Below are 24009 nucleotides of genomic sequence, written 5' to 3'. Positions count from 1 at the left end.
CCGGGCTTATTCGTCTAGATGTATATCCGGATCAACCACCGAGAGGCCCTTTGGTGAAAGCATGGGTTTGGGGATATTGGTACGGATACAATCTGCGAGTTGATCGATCAGGATTTGTTTGTTGGTTTTTACACGGGTGATCAGTCCGATTTCCCGTGCAAAGGGTTTATCTGCAATCGGGCGAAGGTTCTCTTCCTGTTCTTCTGACAGGCTCAGCGTGGTAAGTTCCGGCAATATGGTATAGCCTCCCTTTGTGTCAACGATCCGGATTAGTGCATCTATCGAATTGCTTCTGTATACGAATGACTTGTTCTTGCGTATTTCCGACAGGTTGCAGAAATTATTGATCTGATCCCTGAAGCAGTTTCCTTCATTCAGCAACCATAGTTTCTGGTAATCGACACTGGAGAGCCGGATGATTCCATCCTGCGTTTTATCGGACGTGTAAAACATGAACTTCTCATAGAACAATGGGATGGTTGCAATATTGCTTACTTGCAGCGGCGTGGAAATAATCCCGGCATCCAGATCTCCATGCCGTACTCCGTGTACCACCTGATTTGTAATTTGCTCATGGATGTCCAGTGATATGCCGGGATGGTCCAGCTGGAGAGAATCTGCAAACAACGGAACGAGAAAGGGAGCAAGGGTGGGGATGATCCCTATTTTTAGTTTCCCGGAGACCTTTTCAGTGAATCCTGCAGCAAACGCGTGTAATTCTTCCATCTGACCAATAATCTCCCGCGCCCTTAGAAGAAACTGATAACCCTCTGTAGTTGGCTTAATTGGAGAGTGTGAGCGATCAAAAAGTGAAAGTTCGAGGTCCCGTTCCAGTTTGCTGATTTGCAGGCTTAAGGCCGGTTGGGTAATCTCCAGCTTGGAGGCCGCCAGCTTGAAACTCCCGTATCGCTGCAATGCGATAGCATACTGCAATTGAGTGAAGGTCATAATTGAATCTTATTACGGTATAAAATTAATTAAAATTACTTATTGGAGCCTCTAATGGTTTCAGGAATTAGTTAAAAACTATTACTTATTTTCCGTTTGTGTAAGGTTGGTACGAGGGCATTTTATTTTTGTATATTTTAGTTGTTCATTAATGACATTTCAATGAAATTTTTCAACCACATGAAATCATCTGTTTTTGGGTTTTTGGGTATTGTTTTGATTGCGGGATGTGAAACAAAGGCACCAAAGGAAACCCCCTATACCATACGGGAAGACGCCGAGACTGCTGTTCAGCGCGCCCGGGATATTGAGGCAGCTACACCGGTCGAGTTGTACGACGGACTAAACATCAGCCTGTGGGCTTCGGATTCACTTGCACCCGATCCGATAGCGATGTCGATCGACGATGAGGGAAACGTTTATCTGACGAGAACCAACCGACAAAAGAATTCCGAATTTGATATTCGCGGGCATCAGGACTGGATGACAGCATCGATTGCCCTTCAAAGTGTTGCAGACCGCCGGGAATTTTTGCATCAGACATTTGCCCCGGAAAAAAGCAATGAAAATGAGTGGTTGCCAGATTTAAATAATGACGGATCCCATGACTGGAAAGACCTGGCAGTGGAGGAAGAAGAAGTGTGGAAGTTGAGTGATGAAGACGGAGATGGTGTGGCTGAGGTGTCAAAGCGCATTCTGAGTGATTTTCATGATGAAATCACCGATGTTGCTGGTGCACTGCTCGTGCGTGATAAAGATGTTTTTGTTGGAGTTGGTCCCAATATGTGGCGATTGGAAGATACCAATGATGACGAAGTGCTGGATTCAAAAACCCCGATATCCGATGGGTTTGCAGTACATATCGGTTTCGGCGGCCATGGCATGTCAGGTGCTGTGGAAGGTCCGGACGGACGGATATATTACGGTATCGGGGATATTGGTGCTGACATCACCACAGTAGATGGGCGCCATCTTCCGCACCCGAATGAAGGGGTTATCGTGCGATCGGAACCGGATGGAAGCAATTTTGAGGTTTTTGCAAAAGGGTTACGCAATACACATGAATTTGTCTTTGATGCCTACGGAAATATAATCAGTTCAGACAATGATGGGGATCATCCCGGAGAGAGTGAACGACTGGTTCATATTGTAGAGGGCTCAGATGCAGGCTGGCGGTCTAACTGGCAATATGGAAAGTATACCGATCCAAAGAATAATGAATATAAGGTCTGGATGAATGAGCGCCTGTTTCAACCCAGGTGGGAAGGGCAGGCAGCCTACATCATTCCGCCTATTCAGAATTATCATAACGGACCTACGGGGATGATTTTCAACCCGGGAACGGCGCTTGGTAAATCCTGGAAAGATCATTTTTTCCTGGTTGAATTTGTCGGGAATCCCAGCCGGTCGGCCATCTGGGCATTCACGTTAAAGCCCGAAGGTGCCAGCTTTAAGCTGGAGCAGGAAAAGAAGGTCATCTCGGGGATACTGCCTACCGGAATTAAATTCGGGCCTGAAGGTGCGCTGTACGCGGCTGACTGGATTAATGGCTGGAATACAAAAAATTACGGACGGGTATGGAAAATTGACGTGGATGAGTCTGCTAATGATTTAGCCGATGAAAGGGCCGAGACGCTTCGCCTGATGCAGTTGGACTATGAAGATGTTGACGATAATGAATTATCAGATCTCCTGGGTTATGCAGATATGCGCATCAGGCAAAAAGCTCAATTTGAGCTGGTCAGAAGACAGGATTCCAATGCCCTGGAAGAAGCAATTGAGCAAAAAACCGAACAACTGAAGCGGATTCATGGTATTTGGGGCCTTGGTCAGCTGGGCAGGCAGGATGTGAAATATGCCGCGCCTTTGATGGAATACCTGAATGATTCAGACCCTGAAATAATCGCACAAGCGGCCAAGGTATTGGGTGACGTTCGCTACACAGAAGCGGGGCCCGTGCTAACGGGTCTGCTGAAACATGAAAATCCAAGGGTTCGCTTTTACGCGGCTGAAGGGATCGGCCGCATCGGCAACAAAGAAGCCATTCCTGAATTGATTTCCATGCTTCACAGTAATGATGACAAAGATATTTACCTGCGACATGCCGGAGTACTTGCATTAAGCAGGATCGGGGAGGTGGCGCCCGTCGTTGCCCTGAAGGATAGTGACAGCCGTGCGCTTCGCATTGCTGCAGTGCTTGTGCTCAGACGTCTGGCGGATGAGCAGGTGGCATTGTTCCTGGATGACCCGGATGAATATCTTGTAACAGAAGCAGCCCGGGCCATCAATGATGATCTTTCGATTGAGGCGGCACTTCCTGCACTGGCTTCGATTCTTGCAGAAACCCGTTTTACTTCCGAGCCATTATTGAGGCGCAGTATTAACGCTGCGTTACGCGTGGGAGGTGAAAAAGAATTGAATATGCTAATCAGTTTTGCCAGAAGAAGCGATGTTGACCCGGTGATCCGGGCGGAGGCACTTGCCACACTCGGAACCTGGTCGTCACCCTCTGTACTAGATCGTGTAGATGGCCGTTTCAGGGGAGTTATCGAGCGCGATCCGGCGATCATTCAGGCAAAAATTATTCCGGTTGCCGATGAATTTCTTGATGCTGCTGACACGCGGGTTCAGATCGCGGCAATCGATATGCTGCGCGGGTTGAACATTACTGATTTCAATGAACAGCTGGCAATACTGATGAAATCGGGCGCATCACCTGAGGTACGCGCGGCCTCGCTTGAAAGCCTGCATGAACTGAATTATTCGGATATGGAATCACTGATACGCTTAGGCATGAATGATGCCGACAGCAGGGTGCGAACTGCGGCGCTAGGATTGCTAGATGAGATGGATGTTTCTGCAGAAGCACTTCCTTCCATTGTAAGGCCGGTTTTTCAGAAAGGTTCACTGGAAGAACAGCAGCAATTACTGAAGGTGTTAGGTAAAATGCCCTCTGAAAAGAGTTTACCAATTCTGGAAACCATTACAGATCAACTTGTTGCTGGTAAACTTGACCCGAGTTTAACTCTTGATGTGTTCGAAGCAGTTGAGACATCGGAAGATCCTGCATTAATGGCCAAAGTTGAGGGATTGAAATCAACGGATAAGACTTCGGTTGAAGCTTTTCAGGCGGCCTTATATGGCGGAGATGCCGGATTGGGAAGACAGATATTCTTTTATAATGCCACAGCCCAATGTACCCGATGTCATGTAATTCGGGGTGAAGGTTCAGATGTTGGGCCTAAACTCGGTGGAATTGCTTCTAAGCTGACCAGGGAACAGCTGCTTGAGGCACTCATTGAACCCAGCGCACGTCTTGCGCCCGGATTTGGTTCAGTATCGCTCACGCTGAAAGATGGACAGAAGGTTTCCGGTATTCTGATGGAGGAGAATGATACGGAGTTAATACTCAAGACAAATGAGGCTGAACCGCTTCATATTGCCTCTGAAAGAATCAGTGAACGAACTAATCTTCCATCAAGTATGCCTCCAATGGGACTGTTATTATCCCAAAGGGAAATCCGGGATCTCCTGGAATTTCTTAGCCGGCTGGAATAGGAACCAGTCATATTCATGTATAACAAGATCTTATGAGTATATAATTTTAATAAAATTAAATTATCGCATTTTCATATCATCGGGATTTTCAGAACATTGTGATTCTGAGGATGTTTTAACTACAAGAATCAGAGTATGAACTTATTTGAGGCGATTAAGCAAACATCGATAGAAGCTGTTAAACAGGCGGTAACTACCGATCCATCAAGTGTTAATCAGGTGGATGCCAGGGGGTTCAGTCCGTTAATTTTAGCAACATATCTGGGACAACCCGAGATAACTTCCTATCTTATCGATAATGGAGCGGCCGTGAACGCGCAGGATGCATCCGGCAATACCGCATTGATGGGTGTATGTTTCAAGGGGAATGTTGAGCTTGGACAACTGCTGATTGAAAAGGGGGCCGATGTGAATCTTAAGAATGGAAACGGCGCATCGGCATTGTTTTTCGCTGTTAATTTTGGCCAGATAGAAATGGTTAGGTTATTGCTTGATCATAATGCAGATCGGTCTGTCCGGGATGCGAGCGGCATATCGGTTGTGGGACTCGCTGAAAAGCAAGGCAATCAGGAAATAATCAAGTTACTTCAATAAAGAAGATTATTATGTATATGGTTAGTATTCAGGGCACTAATGCCAGCTTGCTGGCAATTCCGCAGAACCGGATTCGTGCGTTTGAATCTGCCGTGAATGCTATCCTGGGTACTGATGCGCTGTTCATTTTCTCGGGATACAGGTCGGATATTATTTATCAGGGATCTGAAGACCATAACCTAAAGATCATTGCCCTCTGGCAGTTGTACGCTAACGTAACGGACGGTTCTTCTTTTCGCAGATCCTTTTTTCAAACCACGACCAAGAAGGACACGCTCGAAGCTTTTTTTGTGCGTCTGATCTATCTGAGTGCGAACAAGCAATGGTTTAATCCCTATGTTGAGAGCCTTCGCAGAACAATTTCAGGAAGGTCAGGACATCGCCTGGCAAAGGCATTAATCAAATGTCAGAAATACATCAAGAACGAAGGCATCCATAAAATTTTCGATCTGGAGGATACAACTCCGAAGTACGCTGACCCGGTACCTCACATTCCTGGCGCTCTTACGAGAAATTACCTGGAAGAATATCCTGTTAATTAGTTCATTCGAATTTAACTGTTCTTATTCATCCCTTCGAACCCGGGTTCAGGGTTATTTTTATCGTATAGCTGATTCATGTCATTGGAACTTCATTCAATGAGGTATAACTTAGGCTTGTCACGGTTAAAGTGTGAAAACCTACCATTAATCCTTTATAAATATGAAATTCATAGCCTCATTATTTCTGTCAACGATGTTTCTGATCACTGTTTGTTATTCACAGATACATCCGTCAAAAGAATCGTTATCCGGTCTGTATCCGGGTAAAACCTATTCACCCTATGCCCAGCGGGGTTATCCCACCCAGGTGTTTTGGGGTGATTCTCACTTGCACACTGCATTATCACCGGATGCCGGTCTATTTGGCAACGTGCTTGGCCTTGAGGAGGCATACCGTTTCAGCAGGGGGGAAGAGGTGATTTCCTCGACCGGACTTCCGGTCCGGTTAGGTAGGCCACTGGATTGGGTAGTTATTGCAGATCATTCCGACATGATGGGTTTTGCGACAGATTTATCGAGGGGTGCTCCAAATATTTTGAGCGACGCAAAAGGTAAGGAGTGGTATGAAGGATTTCAGAAGGGCGGTGAAGAGGCTGCCTCTGCGGCCCTGGATTTGATTACGACGTTTGCACAGGGAAAGATTTCCCAGAAGCTGCTGGCCGATTATTCACCAGGTTCGGCCACTTATTCTTCCGTTTGGGAAGATTGTATTGAAATGGCAGAAAAATACAATGATCCGGGAAAGTTCACGACTCTTATTGGCTTTGAGTGGACTTCTCTGAATAAAGGAAATAATATGCACCGGAATGTTATTCTGAGGGATAATGGCAACCGGGCATCTCAGATCGTCCCGATGGTGACGCAGGCACCCTTTGGAAGTACGGATGTTCTTGAATTGTACAAGTGGCTGGAGAACTATGAAAGCAAAACGGGAGGATCGGCACTTGCTATCGCTCATAACGGAAATTTGTCCAACGGTACAATGTTCCCGTTTGACGCTCAGTTTACAGGAAGGAAACTCGATAAGATGTATGTCGAGAGCAGGCATAAGTGGGAACCACTTTATGAGGTAACTCAGATTAAAGGTGATGGGGAAGCACATCCATTTTTGTCTCCCGAAGATGCCTTTGCGGATTATGAGACATGGGATGCCGGAAACCTTGATTTAAGTGAAGCCAAGACAAATGATATGCTGAAACATGAATATGCCCGTGAGGCATTAAAAATGGGCTTACAACTTGAGTCGAAATTCGGTACCAATCCTTATAAATTTGGCATGGTGGGATCAACCGACTCCCATACATCCTTGTCGGCTATCGAGGAGGATAATTTTTTCGGCAAGGCGGCCAATGCCGAACCTTCAACGAAACGGATGATTCACCCGTTTGCCAAAACGGATAAAGGAGCATATGAAGGGTATGAGCTTACCGCCTCTGGCCGTGCTGCAGTTTGGGCCTCCGAAAATACCCGGGAAGCTATTTGGGATGCGATGGAGCGGAAGGAAGTGTATGCTACCACAGGAACCCGAATGATCGTAAGATTTTTTGGGGGATGGGATTATACAAATGATGATATCAACAGCAGGCAACCGGCGACACGGGGATATGAAAAAGGTGTTCCAATGGGAGGAGACCTCCCTGCATTTTCAGGTTCGAAATCACCAACATTCATGGTCTATGCGTTGAGGGATCCGCTCGGAGCCAACCTGGATCGTATTCAAATCATAAAGGGTTGGATGGATAAAGAAGGCAATACACATGAAAAAGTGTATAATGTTGCCTGGTCCGGAGACCGCAAACTGAATAAGAACGGCGAACTACCTCCTGTTGGTAATACTGTTGATTTAAAATCTGCGAACTGGACTAATACCATAGGTGCTTCAGAATTGGGAACCGTATGGACTGATCCGGATTTCGACCCTGATATGGAAGCATTTTATTATGTGCGGGTTTTGGAAATACCAACCCCCAGATGGGTCGTTTATGATGCATTCCGGTTTGGCATCGACATTCCGGAAGGTGCCAAAACAATCCAGCAGGAAAGGGCTTATACAAGTCCGATTTGGTACAACCCCGAATGAAAGTGCTGAAAAGAAAAAAGGCGAACTGAGATTCGCCTTTTTTTATATATGTAGAATTTTAACGCACCATCATGATCAGTTGGGCGATTTTTCTGTGTCGCAGATCCCTGGTTTGAATTCCACTTGATGCAGCCATCATGCCCATATAATCCGAAGGGTCTACCGGAGATTCAATGTCATTCACCAATTGAGCAAGATCCTCAAACATACTCACAGTTATGTGGGTAGCATAGGTTTCAGATCCGGAAGGAAGGATTACGCGAACGAGTCCCCAATTCATTTTTTCACCTGCATCCACCGCCTGCTGGTGCCAGACTTTGTAGATACTTTCTTCCATTTTCTCATAATTTTCATCCAGTTCTTTCATGAAGTCAAGCGTTGCGTAGATGCCCACTTTCATTTCCGGACCGTTAATGGTAGCTGAGATTTCCTTCATATATAATTGTGTTGCAATGTCTCGGCTTGCCACGGTTTTGTTCATCATGGCATCAAGATCTTTGTCGGAAATATTGTGGGCTTTTTTTGCGTATGCCCGTATCTGACTTTCACTCATTGGTGTCATCATTTTTTCAAGGCTTGAATACAGTGTAACAGTCAGGTATTGTGCTCCCTGATCCGAACCATTCGGGGTTAGGGACCATAAATCCCAGCCGTCAATAGTCCCGTCCGCAACCCGTTGCTGATGAATTTTTGACCAGAATGTCTCTATTTCCATATAATCCCCCCCATTTGTGTCTTCAACCTTCATGAATTCAAAAACGAGATAAGGTAAGTCCTGGGCAAACATGCTGGATGCCATGAAGATGACCAGGCATAAGGTGAATAACTTTTTCATGATTGTTAATAGTTTGATTGGTATTATAAGATAATTAAATCTCTGGATTATCAGAAGATTATTTGTGATTAATAATTTCAACAAATCAATCACACTCACTTCATGAAATGCTGATTGTGAAAATCAAATCCGTTTGCTGTTTGTTCTTAAATAATTCAGGCTATGCTGATGTTATTTAGCTATTGATGTCGGGTGATCCCGGTAATTCTGGCGGATGAAATCAATTACATAATTGCGGTATGGGCTTTCCTCTTCATAAGACATGTTTTTCCACAGCGCAGCATGGGTCAGTGTATTTGCATAGATTACCTGGATGTTGCGAAAATCTGTCTGTTGAATCCTCTCTTCAAAGAGGCGTGTATAGTTCTGCACAGTTATATCGCTTATAAGCAGCATAGGTATTGAGAGGTTATCCAGGTATGTAACAGGCGAGGCACTGATCAGATCTTGTTTGTTTGGTCCGAATACGGCCTGAACATGAAGTTCTGCAAGTTCAGGTCTGTCACTGTTTAACAATGCGTTGTAGTAGTCCACCAGGTCGAAAGCCCCGGAAATTGGGATCACACCCCTGAACAGGTCTGATGGTAATCCTGCGGCCTTTAAATAATCCGGATCCATGGTAATGAGCGCTGCAAGATGTGCGCCGGAAGAAAAGCCGCCGATGAATATATTGCTCTTGTCGATACCGTAGGTTCTTGCATGATCATACAGCCACTTCACGGCAGCTGCGAGGTCCTGCATATGTGCGGGATGCTGTATGCCCGAATTCAGGGAGGGGTCGCGCCATGTGGCCGGACTGAGCCTGTGGCCGATGGAGGCCACGGCAATTCCTTCTTCCGCAATTTTACGGGCCAGGTCCATTTCCACATTTCGGTCGACATAGGACCAGGCGCCGCCTCCGATCCAGATAAGAAGCGGGGCAGGAGATTTCACATTTTGCGGAATTACAAGGTTTAACCGGCGAAGGCTGTCTTCAGCCGGTAGCCCGTTAATGTAGGGGAGGTCGTTAAACTCCCTGCTTTGCGCAAGAAGAAAACAGGGCAGGCTGCAAAAGAATAAGACTAATGTTCGTATGATCATGATGGAAGGGTTTCCTTTTTTTACGTAATAGTTAAACATTTGATGTGATCGGGAAGAATTTATTCAGAAAGAAGGGGCATTACGAATTAATACTGATAAAATTTTCTATTTTCTACTCATGAAAAACAGTGTGTTGGTGATACTTTTTTTGTTCGGAATGATCGCCTGCAGCGATCGGGAAACGGAATCTTCGGTTGAAACGGTTACGGAGGTGGGCCTGGATTGGAAGAAATGGAAGATGAAAAGGGAAGGGAACTATCCTTTTCGGGAAGAAATGTATATGGAGGTCTTATACAGTGATTCGCTTCGAACGCTTTCGAAAACACAGATCCTTGATTTGTTGGGAAAGCCCGACAGGACGAATGGAGAGTATATTTATTATGTTATCGATGAATCAAATCTCGGATTCTGGACCCTCAACAGTAAATCGCTGGTTTTTAAATTTACAACGGCGGATTCTGTTGAGTGGATCAAGCTGCATGAATAGACGGGGCAATGACGAAACTGAAGAAGGATTTTGGTCTGTCCGCATAGGTGACTATTTTACCCCTAAGCAAGGGGGTTTGGGGAGTATGATTAAAAATCCGGAGAGGTTTTGGCTGTAAGAACTAAAAATTATCTCTTTTTATATTTTTAATGAATCTTAAGTCCCACATTTATTTTTACGCACCCATCACTAACATTTAATTTATTAATAATGACAGAGATTCAGGTAATCGCCCATTTGAATATTAAGCCAGGAAAAATTGATGAGTTTAAAACGCTGGCCCATTCCTGTATTGAAATGGTGAAACAAAAGGATAAGGGAACATTACAATACGATTGGTATTTTAATGAAAACAACACCGTATGCATAGTTCATGAGCGTTATATTAATGCAGAAGCGGGCCTCCAGCATATTGCCAATCTGGGAGAACTGGTGGTTGCGTTATTTGAATTGTGTGATATGTCTTTTGATATATTCGGAAGTCCTACCCAGGAACTTAAAAATGCGCTGGAAGGAATGAATATCACATATTATGAATTTGCCGCAGGTATTAATTAAAACGGTGTACCCGGAACCATCCATAATCCTATGAAAAAACATTTTATTCTTCTCCTTCTGATAATTTTCTCAGTTGCTCTTTCCCAGGCCCAGGAGATCGTATTTCCGGCTGTTCAGGGATATGGCGGAGTGAACCCGGTCCCTTTTGAGGCCGAAAAACCGGATCCCGCGGCGCAGTACAAATTTGTGATTGAGCTGGGGCACAGGTATTCCGACAAGACCCAGGTAGCCGATATGCTGGATTACGCTGCCCGGATGTATAATCTCCACATTTACGCAGGAGTACCCAGAGAAAATATTCAACTGGCCATCGTGGTTTATTCCAGTTCTACTGCAATTGCGATGGCTGACGCAACCTACAGTCAACGGTTTGATCAGACAAATCCGAACGCCGCCCTGCTTGAGGAGCTTATAAGAAACGGCATTCAGGTTATCGTCTGCGGTCAGTCCATGATGAAGCAAAACCTGCTTCCCGGCGACATATATCCGGGTATCAAAATGGCCGTATCCAGATTTACGGCCACTACCGATCTGATGGGTAAAGGTTATAAGTTGTTCGTATTGTAACTTTGGGAAGGTTGAAAATTATATAGTCAATGTTATAAGTACGATTGAGTAAAATGGAGAAGTTATTGCATATTTATAAATTGAAGAGCTCCTGGAAGCTGTCGACGGTAATCTGTTTGAGCTTTTGCCCGGCATCAACACAAGTATGGGAGAGTACTTGCCTCGATTTTTTACCTGCTTAATGTAGTACAGTTTATGCAACCATTTTCATTTAACAGCCCCCGTTTTTACAGGTCGCTGTACGAGAGTTACATTCGGGTGATTCTGCGTAGCATGAAGAGGAAGAAAGCGACTACAGCCATGAATGTGTTTGGAATGGCCCTGACTTTTTTAATCTGCATGGCTATTTTTTCTTATGTGTCCCATGAAATGTCTTTCGATAAGTACCATAAAAATGTGGATAGGATTTACCGTGTCACTTATCGGTTTCAAAATGCCAATGGTTATGACATCCAGTGGGCCCGGATGAACCAGACCTGGGTAAATGAATTGCCTAACAGCTTTCCACAGATTGATAAATTAGTTCGTTTTCAGTCTTTCAGAACCAGGGACATTCAGATCGGCAGTAATAATTTCAGAGAAAACTATGCGTATGCCGTGGATAAGGAGGTTTTCGATCTGTTCGATTTTGAGATCGTTAAAGGCAGCCTGGCAGAATCGTTAACACCATATACCGTAGTGCTAACCACCACTTCTGCACAAAAATATTTTGGAAGTGAAGATCCAATTGGTGAGACCATGGAGATTTCCAATGATTTGGGCATCAAAGAAACCTACAAAGTTAGTGCAGTCATAAAGGACCCTCCATCAAATACGCATTTACCCATCACACTACTCACCAGCATTAACAGTGAGAACGAACGGACAGGCTGGGCATATGTTTACATGCTTCTGAAAGATAAAGCCGATATTCAATCCATTCAGGAGAAAATGCCGGATTTCATTGCTGACCATGAAAATTTGGCTGATGAAGATAAATTGACTGTAAATTTTCAACCGCTTACTTCCATTCATCTTCATTCCAACTTGAGCAGGGAGATTGTCGCCAATGGAAATATAAAGTACGTCGTCATCTTCATTTTTGTCGGTTTGTTTTTGCTGATTATTGGAACCGTCAATTTCATAAACCTCAACACCATACAGTCACTTGAACGTATCAAGGAATTCGGACTAAGACAAAGCTTCGGGGCTCCAAAAGGAGAAATGAAAGTTCAGATGGTATTGGAGGCGTTGATTATTGCTCTTTTCAGTGCTGCCATCGCTCTCGTAGTTTTTACAACAGGCCTGAAATATTTTGAGCAATTTGTTGGGCACAGCCTTGTGTTTTCCTATTTGGAAATGGTTTTAGGCCTGATTGCACTGACGGGTCTTATTTCCCTCGTTTCTGCATTAATTACAGGCTTGTCAATGATGCGTATAGATTTTGGGCAGATCGGCAACTGGTTTAAACCATCCGCCAGTTACAAGAGTGTACAAAAGTATATCTTGTTAGGGCTGCAGTTTTCGGCAATGCTTTTATTAATTACCAGCATGGTAATTATACAACGGCAGTTCACGTATATGACACAGAAAAATCTCGGCTATGAAAGTGATCAGATCCTGGTTCTCAGGAATAATAACCGAGAGGTGATGCGTAAATATAAAAGCTTTAAAAATGAATTGAAGAGGATATCCGGGGTGCTCGATCTTACGGCCGTTATGGAGGTGCCTTCTGTGCCGGTAAAAGATCAGGGGCCTGTCACGGTTTTGGGTGATGAGCAAAACACTATCTCTGCCGATATGCAGGTAATGGATCTGAATGCCCCTGAGTTATTAGGAATTGAGTTTATAGCCGGCAGTCAGTTGCCGCAATATTTGCAGCAGTCGACAGATCAGCCGGATTCTGTTTTGTGGGAAAACTTTGCAACCAAGCAACGGGCTTATCTCATTAATGAATCGGCCTGTAAAAAGTTGGGATGGAGTCCTGAGGAGGCTATCGGTCAGCAAATCAACTGGTCCATTGGAGATTTTAGCCTGCAGCATGGACCTGTAACGGGTGTGATTAGAGACTTTCACCAGGAAAGTCTGAATGAGCAAATCAGACCCGTAGTCATCACTTATGAACCGCTCTGGGTTCGCCATATGCTGGTTAAAATAAATTCAGATGATCATTTCGGGTTGTATAGCTCGATTGAAGACTTATGGAAAAATACCTTCCCCGACCAGCCCCTGGAAATCAGCAATCTTGATTACGAGTTGGAGCAACAGTACCTTCAGGAAAAGAAACAGTTAAAACTGATATCATCCTTCACTTTTTTGGCCATACTGATTGCATTTATCGGTCTTTACGGAATGATGGCCTATACCATCAAACTTAGGCTTAAAGAACTGGCGATAAGAAGAGTGCTCGGCTCCAACTGGTTAAATTCGTTACGGTTATTAAGCCGTGAGTATATGATACTTGCGCTGGTATCGATGATCATCGTTTTTCCGTTGGCATATTGGCTTATGAACGGGTGGCTGGCTAACTATGCCTATCATATTTCAATCAATGGTACAGGTTTTTTACTCTCGGGAGGATTGCTATTTATGCTGATATCTTTGACGCTCACGTATCAGATAACAGTCACCACCAATAAGAATCCTTCAACTGTGCTGAGAGGGGAGTGATAGTTGTCTATTGCGATGTTGTAGTATTGTAACTAACTTATCTGTTCAACAAGATTCCTGCAGCAAAGAGAAATATGGAAAACAGACTTCAGAAAATAAGTATCGTCACCGAGGTGGTAGGTGCCGTAGCGATTGTCATCTCACTGATTTTTGTCGGTATTCAGTTTACAGAAAACACCAAGGCGACAAAGTCGGCAACAGCTGCGAGTACGGTCGCTACCATTTCTTCATGGTATACTGAAATGGGGAATAATCAGCAATCAAGCAGTCTGTTCTATAATTTCATGGCAAATCCTGATTCATTAACTTCTGAAGAAAGATTTCAGGTAATCATCAGTTTGCATGGCCTGTTTCTGACATTTCAAAACAGTTTCTATTTAAGTCAGCAAGGAACACTCGATTCACACATAGAAGAATCAATTACAAAGGCTGCCGTAGGCGTAAAGGACCAGCCCGGGTTTAGGCTTTTCTGGAAATTGCGCAGAGAATTGTTCTTCCCTGAATTTCAGAAACATATCGATGACATTGTTAATACAGAGATTGATATATCTGAGGGATTGTACAAGGCGGTCGAAGGTGAAAAATCAACTGATTAAGAATTAATATAAAGTGGAAGGAAATGAAAGATGAAAAGACTGGTCCTGAGCGGCTTAATGCTTTAAGTGATGGCGTAATAGCAATTGCGTTGACACTTCTGGTCCTGGGAATAGATATCCCTGATGATCATGACTTTAATCAGGATGGCTTGTTGGCGTTCTTAATAAAACTGGAACCTGCCTTAATTGCGTATGTCACCAGCTTTCTGATCGTCGCTATTTACTGGATCATCCATCATCGTATTTTCAATGTGGTGAGTTTTGTTAATCGGACAATTATAGTTTTAAATATCATTTTTCTGTTTTCAATTTCCCTGATACCCTTTATTTCCAAATTGAAATCATTGTACCGATATGATTTTTTTGTTGTGGGAATATTTGCAATGGCACATATCATAACGGGTATTACCCTCTTTTTCATATGGAATTATTTAACAGCGAATAACGAATATCTCAAGTTTCCCGTGGACAGGAACATGAAGAGAAACATTGCTTATAAAATTCTGGTAATTCCGATAATTAGCGCAATTGCAATCCCGGTTGCAGCTTTTAACATTCATTTAGGTACCTATATATTTATTTTTATTCCTGTTATTTATGGTATAATTTTTCGGAACAAGAACCAAAGTTAACAGGCACCTGGATTAAGCATCAAAGAGAAGGCTCCGGCAGACAGGCTTCTCGCCCTGGTGAGTATAAATCATTTTCAGACAACCGTATCCTGCTTCGCCCACTGAGGCCAAAGCGAAGGTGGGTATCCTTAAACAAGTTCAGGGTAAACTTCTCGCCCAGGTGGAAATTAATAACGTTCCACTCAAAACTCCTGTATCCTGTTGCTGCATCCTCAAACTAAAAAAGCCACGACTATGTCGCGGCTTTTTTCCCGCCTTCGCTTTGATTCTAAGAAGTGGGCTGCGCCCACCATAGCCCGCCAAAAAGAGCATAAAAATGCCCGCCATAGCAGTATAAAGCTATGGCGGGCGAAGGTGGGCCCACCTGGGCTCGAACCAGGGACCACCTGATTATGAGTCAGGTGCTCTAACCAACTGAGCTATAGGCCCGGAGCAGCTAATGGGTAATAGGGAATAGGGAATAGACCCAAACGCTATTTCCACACTGCCGTGCGGTGATGAGAGCTATGCTCATCTTCACCTTTCACTTGTTAAGTGACTGCAATGTTACATATTTGTATAGTATTTTCAAACAAAACAAAAAGTGGATAATAACAAGCCGACACATATTATTTTCGACCTGGGTGGAGTACTGATCAACCTGGATATGCCCCGGACTTTTAAAGCATTTCAGGAATTGGCGCCACAGTCAGAAGTTAACTGGAAGGAAATGCTGCACCATCCTATACCGCTGCGCTATGAACAGGGCTTTATATCCGACGCTGAATTTCGTGACGGACTGAGGGAGATTCTTAAAGCAAATGTGAGCGATGAACAGATCGACTGGGCCTGGAACCAGATGATTCTTGATTTTCCGGAAGACAGGTTCCCTTTGCTGGAGGAGCTGGCAGAAAAGTATGTAGTTCTCCTTTTGAGTAATACCAATGATATCCACCTGCGCTATGTGCATTCGAAAGTTCAGGAGATGGGTTACGAGGAACTGGATCAGTTCTTTACAAAAGCACATTATTCCCACCGCATGGGACTGCGAAAGCCAGATCAGGCCATTTATCAGGCCGTACTGGCTGAACATGATATCCGGGGTGCCCAGGCATTGTTTATCGATGATAATCCCTTCAATATCCGTGCAGCCGGTGAAATGGGTATCCAGACGCATCATCTCACGGATATCAATACACTTCCCGATTTCATCAGCTCCAGGTTGCTCTAAATCAACGATAAAATCCAGCAGGAAACAAAGCCCGTCAGCCCCAGCACCAATGTAAGCACGCTGAAATACTGGTAACTCTCGCGTACCGACAGGTCTGAAAATTTCGAAACAACCCAGAAGTAGGAATCATTGGCATGGGAGATCGCCATTGCTCCCGACCCGATTGCACTAATCAGCAACGCCGTTTCCCAACCGGATAACCCGCCAGTAAGCGGAAATAAAATTGAGCTGGTAATTACAATTGCCGCAGTACTCGAACCCTGGGCAGTTTTAATGATCAGCGCGCCTGTAAATCCTATCAGCAACAAATGAGCGAATGTTCCGCCGGAGGTGATAAATGTCTCGGACAACGAGGTTGATAATGAACTTTCTTTCAGGACTTGTCCGAAAGCACCCCCCATACCGGTGATCAAAACAATCGGCAGCGCGTCTGCAGTACCTTTCTTCCAAAGCGTAAACTTCCTTTTTTCAACACCGATCTGAAACCATGCGATCATGGTTCCGATGAAAAGGGCAGTGACCGGATGTACTACAATACTCATCCACAGCGGTAATTCACCCTCATGCAGGGCGGAAGCAACGGATCCCAGCGAAATTAAAATCATGGCGGCAAGTACCGGAAGGAGTAATGCGGCATGAGGAACAAGATTTTCAGGATGTCCAATGGTTTGCTGACGATGATTTCTCGATAACCAGGTTGTGCCCATAATCAGTACCAACAGGATCGGGATACTTACCAGCAAGCCGCTTCCGAGAACCAGACCCAGCTCACCGCCCATTCCTAAATTTCCGGCCGCTGCCACAGGTCCCGGTGTAGGCGGGATCAAGGTATGGGCCGTATAGAGTCCGCCTGCCAGTGCCATGGCCGTATAGCGTCGTTTTATCCCGTTCTGATCCGCCATGCCATTCGCAACCCTTGAAAGAATGATAAACCCGGAATCACAGAAGACCGGTATCCCAACCACAAGGCCAAGAACCGAAAGGGAAGTCAGTGGTCTATCCCTTCCAAAAATGCGTAATACATAGGAGATGATCGTGTCCATGGCTCCCGAATGCTCCATCAATGTGCCAAGAACCGCGCCCAGGATAATTACAATACCTACTCCTAAAACCACGTTTCTGAATCCTGAGTACAGGGCATTCATGATGGTTGGGATATCAAAACCCAGTACAAACCCTGTAATAATCGCCGCCAGTCCGAGGGCAATCGCCGGATGCAGCCGGAACACCGATATCGATAAAATAATCCCGGCAACAACACCGGCAAGAAGAAGGAGTATTTCAATAATCGGGCTCATTCGGCAGGGCTAATAGAATTCAAAATAATCAAATCAGCCCATGGAACAATGCTCAGCGCGTTTTATTCCGGACAGATGCGGCGTCTGGCCTCCGCTGCAACGGATAACCCTGTGGCCTTTGTGAGCTCTTTACAGGCCTCATCCAGACGACCAAGATTGTAGAGAGTAATACCTTTATGATAATGCGCAAGAGGATAGTCCTTCTGATACATCAGTGCCACCTCATAGTCGTTCAGGGCATTCCCATATTCCTCAAGCTGATACAATACATTGCCCCGGTTGAGGTAGGCTGAAGCCATATTAGGCCGCAGTTCTATGGCCCTTGAAAAATCGGCAAAGGCTTCCTCGTAAAACCTGAGCCGCATCAGGACTATCCCCCGGTTCAGCCATGTAGTGGGTTCGTCGGGGTCAAGCTCAATAGCTTCATTAAAGTCTTTTAGTGCGGCTTCATTGGCGCCGGTCAGCAGCCGGGCCCTTCCACGGCTTCGGTAAGCATGGGGAGAATTCGGATTGTCAGCGATAGCTTCCGAATAGAATTCAATGGCTTTGCGGGAGTCGCCTTCCTCGTCGATCATCATAGCCAGCGTATTTTTTGCAATCGTATGGCCGGGATCGATGATAAGAACGTTGCGCAATTCCTGTTCCGCTTTTGTGCGCATGCCCATGGCAAGGTAGGTAACAGCACGGTTAGTCAGGTAGTCTGAGTTTTCCGGTTGAACAAACAATGCAGAATCAAAATAGGAGATGGCTTTATCAAGCTGACCGGTTCCGCGGTAGGTGAGGCCAAGGTAATTATCAAGGAAACTCCGGTCATTGGTTTGTGTGGTGAAAATACCCTCGACCCCTTCCTCGTTGGCCTTTTGCCGGTAATAAACCCTGTTGGTGACACCCCCCGGCAGCTTTTTAAGGCGGAGGAATCCATCCCTGGCCTGCTCATAATGCCCCTGCCTGTAGTTTAGCTCACTGTAGGAAAACAGGGCTTCCCGATTTTCGGGGAACCAGTTTAAGTACAGGATATAATCCTGTATAGCGCCCTCATTGTCATTCAGTGCTGCCCTGCAATCCGCGCGGTACAGGTATCCTTCTTCAAGCCTCGGATAAATTCGGATGGCATCATTGAAATATTTCAACGCTTCGCTGTAATCACGCTGCGCCCAGTGGATTAATCCCTCATCAAACTTTTGTTCCGCCAAAAGCAGTTTTTGTGCGGAAACATCTAAAGTGCACAGAAGAAAAAGAACAATAATGAATAAACGCGCCATATGGTGTACAACAAAATCGTGTTTTTGATAGTTGCATCCCCTGAGGGGGGAGATTACCGGAAATTACAAACAAAAACCGGTTTTTGTTGATTAATGAAATGATGGAAACATTGTTTCACGTATTGTTTGCACGTATAATTGAGGTGTTGATATATGAAAGGAATTAAGCGCATCTACATCATTCAGCTGGTATTGTTTCTTACAACCTTCGTTACAGTCACTCTTTCCGGGGAATACTGGATGCGCGGTAAACTCCCGGGATTCACCGAATTTACCTGGAAGGATTTTCAGGAAGGTTTACTTTTTACCCTGCCATTCCTTGGGTTTCTTACAGTTCATGAATTCGGGCACTACTTCACTGCACGTAAGCATAACGTAGATACAACCCTGCCTTACTATATTCCACTGCCCCCATTTTTCCTTGTCGGAACGCTCGGAGCAATTATCCGGATCAGGGAAAAGATTCAGTCGAAAAAGAAATATTTTGATATTGGTATTGCAGGACCGCTGGCCGGATTTGTGATTGCTGTTCTTTCACTCGCATACGGCTTCACACATTTACCTGATCAATCCTATCTGTATGAAATCCATCCGGAATATGCGGAATCAGGCATTCAGGAGGGCGCGGCGATGGCAGACTCCGATTCGGTGATCAATCTGGCTATAGGAAAGAATCTACTGTATCTGGCCATGGAGAAAACTTTGCCAGGAACGGATGACTTCATTCCCCCGGCCAATGAAATTATACATTATCCGTTTCTATTTGCAGGATTCCTCGCCTTGTTCTTTACAGCATTAAATTTACTGCCCATAGGACAGCTCGATGGCGGTCATGTGCTGTACGGACTAATAGGGTGGAAGCCTCATTCGTATGTGGCGAGGATTATTTTCTCGGCATTTCTGTTTTATGCCGGACTTGGATTATTCACTCCGAATGATACGCAGGAAGAGCTCCTCTGGGCGCCGCTGTATGTGGGATTTCTCTATTATGTGTTACGGAGTTTCAAGAAACCTCCGCAGACTACTTTGATGTACGCCCTGATTATGTTTACCGCGCAGTTTCTCATTCCTATGATCTATCCTGAGCTTGTGGGCTACAGCGGTTGGCTGCTGTTTGCATTCATGATCAGTCGCCTGATTGGCATCGAACATCCCCGAGCGACGGATGAAGAACCGCTGAACAGGACTCGTCAGATATTGGGTTGGATTGCCTTGCTCATTTTTGTGATATCCTTCAGCCCTGCACCGTTCATAATTGGCTGAATTATTTTCTGAAGATCTTCAGGGATTGATACTGGCCATTGGAAAGCCTTACCTGCAGAATATACAATCCAGACCGGAAAGTGCTGAGATCCACCAGCACAGGATCACCGAGACCCGGTGTGACATTTCCTGATTTCATCGATTTTCCTGTGATATCCATCACGGTCCATGAGTGCACGTTGCCCCTCAAATAGAAGTTCCCATCAGTGCTGGGATTCGGCCATAGCTGTAATTCTTCCGAGATCAATGGGTCATTACCAACAATTACATCGTCCACCTTTCCAAAGACGGGTCGGAGCATGAGACTTCCCGGTACAAGTGAATTTTCTTCCCACTGGATGTCCAGGTTAAAGAACATTTTTGTGCCCGAGAAGGTGTTTAAATCCAATCCTAAACCCAGTTCACCGTTCGTATTCTGGCGATACCCTACATAATAAGTGCCCTGTACCTTTACAGAACGGTTCAGTTCATACCGAACAAAGTTGTTCAGTCCGCCTTCACGCCGAATGGTTGTTTGTTGACGGTACAAAACATCGCCAGGTACACCTTCATCATCATTCCAGATAATCAGGTCAACCGATTTTCCGGCGGGTTCACTTCCGATAAAGGGGAAGTACATATCAACTGCGGTGATTCTCCCGCTGTCCGGGAGCAATTCAAATTGAACCGCCAGTCTGTCGGCCGCAAAATTAAGCCCTGCTGCTGCCTCCGCTGTACCATCGTCGTACGCATAGAGGTCGGTAAGGAAATAAGTGGACCTGAGCGTATCATTGATCCGGAAATCTATGGGCGCATATTTCGAAGGATCATAATCTCCGGCATCACTGATCGGACGGTTGTCTTCAGCATCGAGGATGATCTCAATGGAAACTCTGGCAGAATCACCGCCATCTATTCCACCAAAGTCAGCCAATGGTTCCCGTATGACAACCTGTTCCGTCTCCCCGATACCGATCGGACTTTCCAGTGGTTCAACAAATTCACTGTCGGAAAACTGAAAAGTATTTCCCAATGTATCTGTCACATCAATTTGATAATTGAAGAAGTATTTATAGGCTTTATTCTGATTGAATACGCCTGTAACAAGGTTTCGGATCCAGAAATAGGGCTCAATATTTTGACTGGCCAAATAGTGATCGTAGGGCACTACGAAATAATTTGACACGAAAGAAGACAACGGTTCATTAATGGCCCGATCGGGATACGACCTATCCGTGGGGTTTCTGTTACGGTTGATGTAAATGTAATCAAGGTTCCAGATATCAAACATTCCTGTCAGGTTTCCAACACTCTGAAACCTGAAACGGAATCCGGAATGAAGGAATTGAGAGGAGCTGATTGGAATAATTTCCTGATGCCAATCACCATCCATAATAGTTTCCCCGGCGACCGGCCATACGGTGATCCAGTTTCCCTGGTTATTGAGGAACTCCAGACGCAGGGAATCGTCACCGTCATTCGGCATGTTCCCTAGTCCGCCCGCCTGATAAAAGAAACTCATGTAAATGTCATCGGCAAATGAATAGCCGCTCAGATTAATTGTAGTAGAGGAGAGGCTGTCAACCAATCCGCTGACAGAACCGCTGCCATAGGGTTGGCCATTGGCATCCAGTCCGTCGAAACTAGCCACATTGAGGCTGGGAGGGGTGAAGGTGAGTCCGTCATTCAACAAGACATTCTCACTGTTTTGCCACTTTAACGGATCCAGTGTGCGTGAGGCAGAGAAATCTTCCCAAAACGGAAGTATCAATGGCTGATTATCTGTTTTAGCCGATATCCCGGATTTGCTTTCTTTGTTTTCGGCCTTTTGATATTGCGCTTGCTGAATCGGAATTAGCTTTATCTGAGCCCGCAATGTCATCATTGGGAGGGTGAGCAGGACGATAAAAGCTATGATTCTTTTCATCAATTATTCAGCATCGCTTGTGGTTCATTTCTAACGGTATCGGCCGGATTTCCCAGCCAAAGGTCAATAGGATCCCCCATTTTGATCTCAGTTCCGGCCTTGGGTGATTGACGGATGATCACGGCCCTTGTCCGTGCGGTGTCAACCTCAAGGGAGACTTGTCCCACCTGAAGGCTGGAGCCCAGAATAATAAATGTGGCATCTTCATAATTCTGTCCGATCAGATCGGGAGTAGGGATGTTGGAACGGGCAAACCCGTTACCCACCACCAGGTCTATCACACTGCCCTTGGGGAGTCTGTCCCCGGCTTTGATGATCTTTCCATCATGGTACATTTCCAGAACCAGGTTGAGGAACGGACTTGGCTTATAGTCAATATTTCCCCTGCGTAATTCATTGCTCTTCAGGACGGCCTCTGCATTTCGCAGTGAGGACTGGTTTACCAGATCCGGCACCGGTACTGAAGGCGGGTTCACACGATTTACAGAAATGAATATTTTTCGTCCTTCCTTAACCTTGGAGCCAGCTTTCGGGTACTGTTTCAAAATGGTCAGAGGAGGGAAATCATCTGAATATGCCGAATCATTGACTTCATAACGAAGGTTCCGTTGTACAACATACTGTTCAACATTATCCATATGAATGCCTTCCAGGTCAGGTACCGTCACGGTCTCGCCGTGGTTGGTTTTATTTGGTAAATAGACAAAGAAGAAAATAAGCAGTGCACCCAGGAGCAGCAAACTCATGATGCCCAGGTTGATCAGTAATGCTTTTATATTATTTGAAAAAATATTCATGATTTGAGAAATAACGCTCTAAATTATGTAATTCTTGCCTTCGTAAAAAATAAACCGTCTGTCACCTTGACTTCACGATCCGTTTCCGTTGTTCGTGCCGTTCCATAGCCAGTTCGATAAGCTGACTGATCAGATCCTGAAATGAAATTCCTCTTTCCTTCCACATCATCGGGAACATACTCGAATTTGTAAATCCGGGAATCGTATTAATTTCATTGATCAGGATGGTTCCGTCCTTTTTCAGGAAAAGGTCTACCCGGGCAAAATCTTCACAATGGAGGGTTTTATATGTTTTAATGGAATGCTGCCGGATCTTTTCAGCGATATCTTCAGGTATGTCTGCCGGAACCACAATTTTCGCAGCTTCCGGATCGAGGTATTTTGCTTCATAGGTATAAAATTCATAATCTGAACTTACCACAACCTCGCCTGGAAGTGAGGCCTTCACGTCCCGGTTCCCCATAACCGCACATTCGAGCTCCCTGCCTTCCACAAACTCTTCGAAAAGCAGCGTATGATCAAATTTAAAGACCTCATCCACTATTGCTTCAAAACCCTTTTTTTCCTTGACCTTAAATACACCAACAGATGAACCCAGGTTGGCGGCCTTGATCATGAATGGTAAACCAAGGTTTTTTTCAATATGATCGAATCGGATTGATGACCGGTCTTCAAAAGAATAGGTAAGGAATTTACTTACCGGAATTCCGGATGCTTCGAGAAGTCTTTTTGTATAAAGCTTGCTCATGCTCATTGCGGAACCAAGAACACCTGTACCAACAAATGTTATCTCGAACGAAGTCAGGAGACCCTGAATGCTTCCGTCCTCACCATCTGTTCCATGCAGAACCGGGAAAACCACATCAATCGGTAGGATTTCATTATTCAGGCGCATAAAACCCTTGCGGGAACCTGACATATTCAGACGCAGCGGTTCCCCGCTCGAAATATCAGCGTTTACTTCCTTCTTCAGATACCATCCGCCTGTACGGGATATGCCGATAAGGGATACTTCAAAACGCGACCGGTCTATAAATTCAAAAATATTTCTGGCTGAGTTGATCGAGATCTCATGTTCAACTGATTTTCCGCCAAAAAGTACGGCTACGTGCAGTTTGCTCATATAAGTAAAAAATAAAATTAACCC

The 24009-nt window shown here is 45.0% G+C and carries 20 protein-coding genes and 1 tRNA gene; 12 read left to right on the top strand and 9 right to left on the bottom strand.

What is annotated here, in order from left to right; all coding sequences use genetic code 11:
* Positions 1-6: 6 nt before the first annotated feature.
* A complete protein-coding gene (locus tag LDX50_RS14465; protein ID WP_225698013.1) occupies positions 7-948 on the bottom strand; it encodes a hydrogen peroxide-inducible genes activator in 942 nt (313 codons plus the stop codon).
* A gap of 180 nt (positions 949-1128) precedes the next feature.
* Here LDX50_RS14465 and LDX50_RS14460 point away from each other — a divergent pair, with 180 nt between their 5' ends.
* The 4 genes from LDX50_RS14460 to LDX50_RS14445 all read left to right on the top strand — a co-directional run bounded on the left by LDX50_RS14460 (position 1129) and on the right by LDX50_RS14445 (position 7722).
* Positions 1129-4506 carry a HEAT repeat domain-containing protein gene (locus LDX50_RS14460; RefSeq protein ID WP_225698012.1) on the top strand — a complete coding sequence of 1126 codons (3378 nt, stop codon included), beginning with the start codon at positions 1129-1131 and terminating at the stop codon, positions 4504-4506.
* Between the two features lie 135 nt (positions 4507-4641).
* On the top strand, positions 4642-5100 hold the full coding sequence (locus tag LDX50_RS14455; RefSeq protein WP_225698011.1) for an ankyrin repeat domain-containing protein: 459 nt from the start codon (positions 4642-4644) through the stop codon (positions 5098-5100).
* Between the two features lie 17 nt (positions 5101-5117).
* Positions 5118-5642: a hypothetical protein gene (locus LDX50_RS14450; protein WP_225698010.1), complete on the top strand. Its 525-nt coding sequence runs from the start codon at positions 5118-5120 to the stop codon at positions 5640-5642.
* Positions 5643-5802: 160 nt separating this feature from the next.
* Positions 5803-7722 carry a DUF3604 domain-containing protein gene (locus LDX50_RS14445; RefSeq protein WP_225698009.1) on the top strand — a complete coding sequence of 640 codons (1920 nt, stop codon included), beginning with the start codon at positions 5803-5805 and terminating at the stop codon, positions 7720-7722.
* A 58-nt stretch (positions 7723-7780) separates the two neighbouring features.
* Here LDX50_RS14445 and LDX50_RS14440 read toward each other — a convergent pair whose 3' ends face one another.
* The gene (locus LDX50_RS14440; protein WP_225698008.1) at positions 7781-8557 is read right to left on the bottom strand and encodes a hypothetical protein; all 777 of its coding nucleotides are present in this window, start codon (positions 8555-8557) and stop codon (positions 7781-7783) included.
* A 171-nt stretch (positions 8558-8728) separates the two neighbouring features.
* Positions 8729-9637 (bottom strand): alpha/beta hydrolase, encoded by a 909-nt coding sequence (locus LDX50_RS14435; RefSeq protein ID WP_225698007.1) that lies wholly within the window; start codon positions 9635-9637, stop codon positions 8729-8731.
* Positions 9638-9755: 118 nt separating this feature from the next.
* On the opposite strand from LDX50_RS14435, the gene LDX50_RS14430 reads away from it, so the two are divergent.
* The 6 genes from LDX50_RS14430 (at position 9756) to LDX50_RS14405 (ending at position 15126) form a co-directional block, all read left to right on the top strand.
* Complete coding sequence (locus LDX50_RS14430; protein ID WP_225698006.1) at positions 9756-10124, top strand: hypothetical protein; 369 nt, start codon at positions 9756-9758, stop codon at positions 10122-10124.
* A gap of 210 nt (positions 10125-10334) precedes the next feature.
* On the top strand, positions 10335-10682 hold the full coding sequence (locus LDX50_RS14425; RefSeq protein WP_225698005.1) for a putative quinol monooxygenase: 348 nt from the start codon (positions 10335-10337) through the stop codon (positions 10680-10682).
* A gap of 30 nt (positions 10683-10712) precedes the next feature.
* Positions 10713-11249 carry a DsrE family protein gene (locus LDX50_RS14420; RefSeq protein ID WP_225698004.1) on the top strand — a complete coding sequence of 179 codons (537 nt, stop codon included), beginning with the start codon at positions 10713-10715 and terminating at the stop codon, positions 11247-11249.
* Between the two features lie 273 nt (positions 11250-11522).
* The gene (locus tag LDX50_RS14415; protein WP_225698003.1) at positions 11523-13898 is read left to right on the top strand and encodes an ABC transporter permease; all 2376 of its coding nucleotides are present in this window, start codon (positions 11523-11525) and stop codon (positions 13896-13898) included.
* Between the two features lie 74 nt (positions 13899-13972).
* On the top strand, positions 13973-14494 hold the full coding sequence (locus LDX50_RS14410) for a hypothetical protein (protein ID WP_225698002.1): 522 nt from the start codon (positions 13973-13975) through the stop codon (positions 14492-14494).
* 23 nt (positions 14495-14517) lie between these two features.
* Entirely contained in the window at positions 14518-15126 is a 609-nt protein-coding gene (locus tag LDX50_RS14405) for a TMEM175 family protein (RefSeq protein WP_225698001.1), read from the top strand.
* A gap of 355 nt (positions 15127-15481) precedes the next feature.
* On the opposite strand, the gene LDX50_RS14400 is transcribed toward LDX50_RS14405, so the two are convergent.
* Positions 15482-15555 (bottom strand) — tRNA-Ile (locus LDX50_RS14400).
* A gap of 154 nt (positions 15556-15709) precedes the next feature.
* Between LDX50_RS14400 and LDX50_RS14395 the strand changes: the two genes are divergently transcribed.
* On the top strand, positions 15710-16336 hold the full coding sequence (locus tag LDX50_RS14395) for an HAD family hydrolase (RefSeq protein ID WP_225698000.1): 627 nt from the start codon (positions 15710-15712) through the stop codon (positions 16334-16336).
* Here the strand turns inward: LDX50_RS14395 and LDX50_RS14390 are convergent.
* Positions 16333-17634, bottom strand: coding sequence for a GntP family permease (locus LDX50_RS14390; protein WP_225697999.1), 1302 nt, complete (start codon positions 17632-17634; stop codon positions 16333-16335). The genes LDX50_RS14395 and LDX50_RS14390 overlap by 4 nt on opposite strands.
* Before the next feature lie 62 nt (positions 17635-17696).
* Entirely contained in the window at positions 17697-18827 is a 1131-nt protein-coding gene (locus tag LDX50_RS14385) for a tetratricopeptide repeat protein (RefSeq protein WP_225697998.1), read from the bottom strand.
* 222 nt (positions 18828-19049) lie between these two features.
* Between LDX50_RS14385 and LDX50_RS14380 the strand changes: the two genes are divergently transcribed.
* Entirely contained in the window at positions 19050-20159 is a 1110-nt protein-coding gene (locus tag LDX50_RS14380; protein WP_225697997.1) for a site-2 protease family protein, read from the top strand.
* 1 nt (position 20160) lies between these two features.
* Here LDX50_RS14380 and LDX50_RS14375 read toward each other — a convergent pair whose 3' ends face one another.
* The 3 genes from LDX50_RS14375 to LDX50_RS14365 form a co-directional block, all read right to left on the bottom strand.
* On the bottom strand, positions 20161-22065 hold the full coding sequence (locus LDX50_RS14375) for a T9SS type A sorting domain-containing protein (protein ID WP_225697996.1): 1905 nt from the start codon (positions 22063-22065) through the stop codon (positions 20161-20163).
* Positions 22065-22862, bottom strand: coding sequence for a PASTA domain-containing protein (locus LDX50_RS14370; RefSeq protein ID WP_225697995.1), 798 nt, complete (start codon positions 22860-22862; stop codon positions 22065-22067). The genes LDX50_RS14375 and LDX50_RS14370 overlap by 1 nt, the downstream gene beginning before the upstream one ends.
* A 61-nt stretch (positions 22863-22923) precedes the next feature.
* The gene (locus LDX50_RS14365; RefSeq protein ID WP_225697994.1) at positions 22924-23985 is read right to left on the bottom strand and encodes a D-alanine--D-alanine ligase family protein; all 1062 of its coding nucleotides are present in this window, start codon (positions 23983-23985) and stop codon (positions 22924-22926) included.
* Positions 23986-24009: the final 24 nt, after the last annotated feature.

The sequence above is a fragment of the Fulvivirga sedimenti genome (genome assembly GCF_020328055.1).
This window is presented reverse-complemented; position numbering and strand designations above follow the sequence as displayed.

Bases quoted from the DNA above. Each gene is read 5' to 3' on its own strand.
- LDX50_RS14465 (WP_225698013.1), bottom strand. From the start codon at position 948: ATGACCTTCACTCAATTGCAGTATGCTATCGCATTGCAGCGATACGGG.
- LDX50_RS14460 (WP_225698012.1), top strand. From the start codon at position 1,129: ATGAAATCATCTGTTTTTGGGTTTTTGGGTATTGTTTTGATTGCGGGA.
- LDX50_RS14455 (WP_225698011.1), top strand. From the start codon at position 4,642: ATGAACTTATTTGAGGCGATTAAGCAAACATCGATAGAAGCTGTTAAA.
- LDX50_RS14450 (WP_225698010.1), top strand. From the start codon at position 5,118: ATGGTTAGTATTCAGGGCACTAATGCCAGCTTGCTGGCAATTCCGCAG.
- LDX50_RS14445 (WP_225698009.1), top strand. From the start codon at position 5,803: ATGAAATTCATAGCCTCATTATTTCTGTCAACGATGTTTCTGATCACT.
- LDX50_RS14440 (WP_225698008.1), bottom strand. From the start codon at position 8,557: ATGAAAAAGTTATTCACCTTATGCCTGGTCATCTTCATGGCATCCAGC.
- LDX50_RS14435 (WP_225698007.1), bottom strand. From the start codon at position 9,637: ATGATCATACGAACATTAGTCTTATTCTTTTGCAGCCTGCCCTGTTTT.
- LDX50_RS14430 (WP_225698006.1), top strand. From the start codon at position 9,756: ATGAAAAACAGTGTGTTGGTGATACTTTTTTTGTTCGGAATGATCGCC.
- LDX50_RS14425 (WP_225698005.1), top strand. From the start codon at position 10,335: ATGACAGAGATTCAGGTAATCGCCCATTTGAATATTAAGCCAGGAAAA.
- LDX50_RS14420 (WP_225698004.1), top strand. From the start codon at position 10,713: ATGAAAAAACATTTTATTCTTCTCCTTCTGATAATTTTCTCAGTTGCT.
- LDX50_RS14415 (WP_225698003.1), top strand. From the start codon at position 11,523: ATGAAGAGGAAGAAAGCGACTACAGCCATGAATGTGTTTGGAATGGCC.
- LDX50_RS14410 (WP_225698002.1), top strand. From the start codon at position 13,973: ATGGAAAACAGACTTCAGAAAATAAGTATCGTCACCGAGGTGGTAGGT.
- LDX50_RS14405 (WP_225698001.1), top strand. From the start codon at position 14,518: ATGAAAGATGAAAAGACTGGTCCTGAGCGGCTTAATGCTTTAAGTGAT.
- LDX50_RS14390 (WP_225697999.1), bottom strand. From the start codon at position 17,634: ATGAGCCCGATTATTGAAATACTCCTTCTTCTTGCCGGTGTTGTTGCC.
- LDX50_RS14380 (WP_225697997.1), top strand. From the start codon at position 19,050: ATGAAAGGAATTAAGCGCATCTACATCATTCAGCTGGTATTGTTTCTT.
- LDX50_RS14375 (WP_225697996.1), bottom strand. From the start codon at position 22,065: ATGAAAAGAATCATAGCTTTTATCGTCCTGCTCACCCTCCCAATGATG.
- LDX50_RS14370 (WP_225697995.1), bottom strand. From the start codon at position 22,862: ATGAATATTTTTTCAAATAATATAAAAGCATTACTGATCAACCTGGGC.
- LDX50_RS14365 (WP_225697994.1), bottom strand. From the start codon at position 23,985: ATGAGCAAACTGCACGTAGCCGTACTTTTTGGCGGAAAATCAGTTGAA.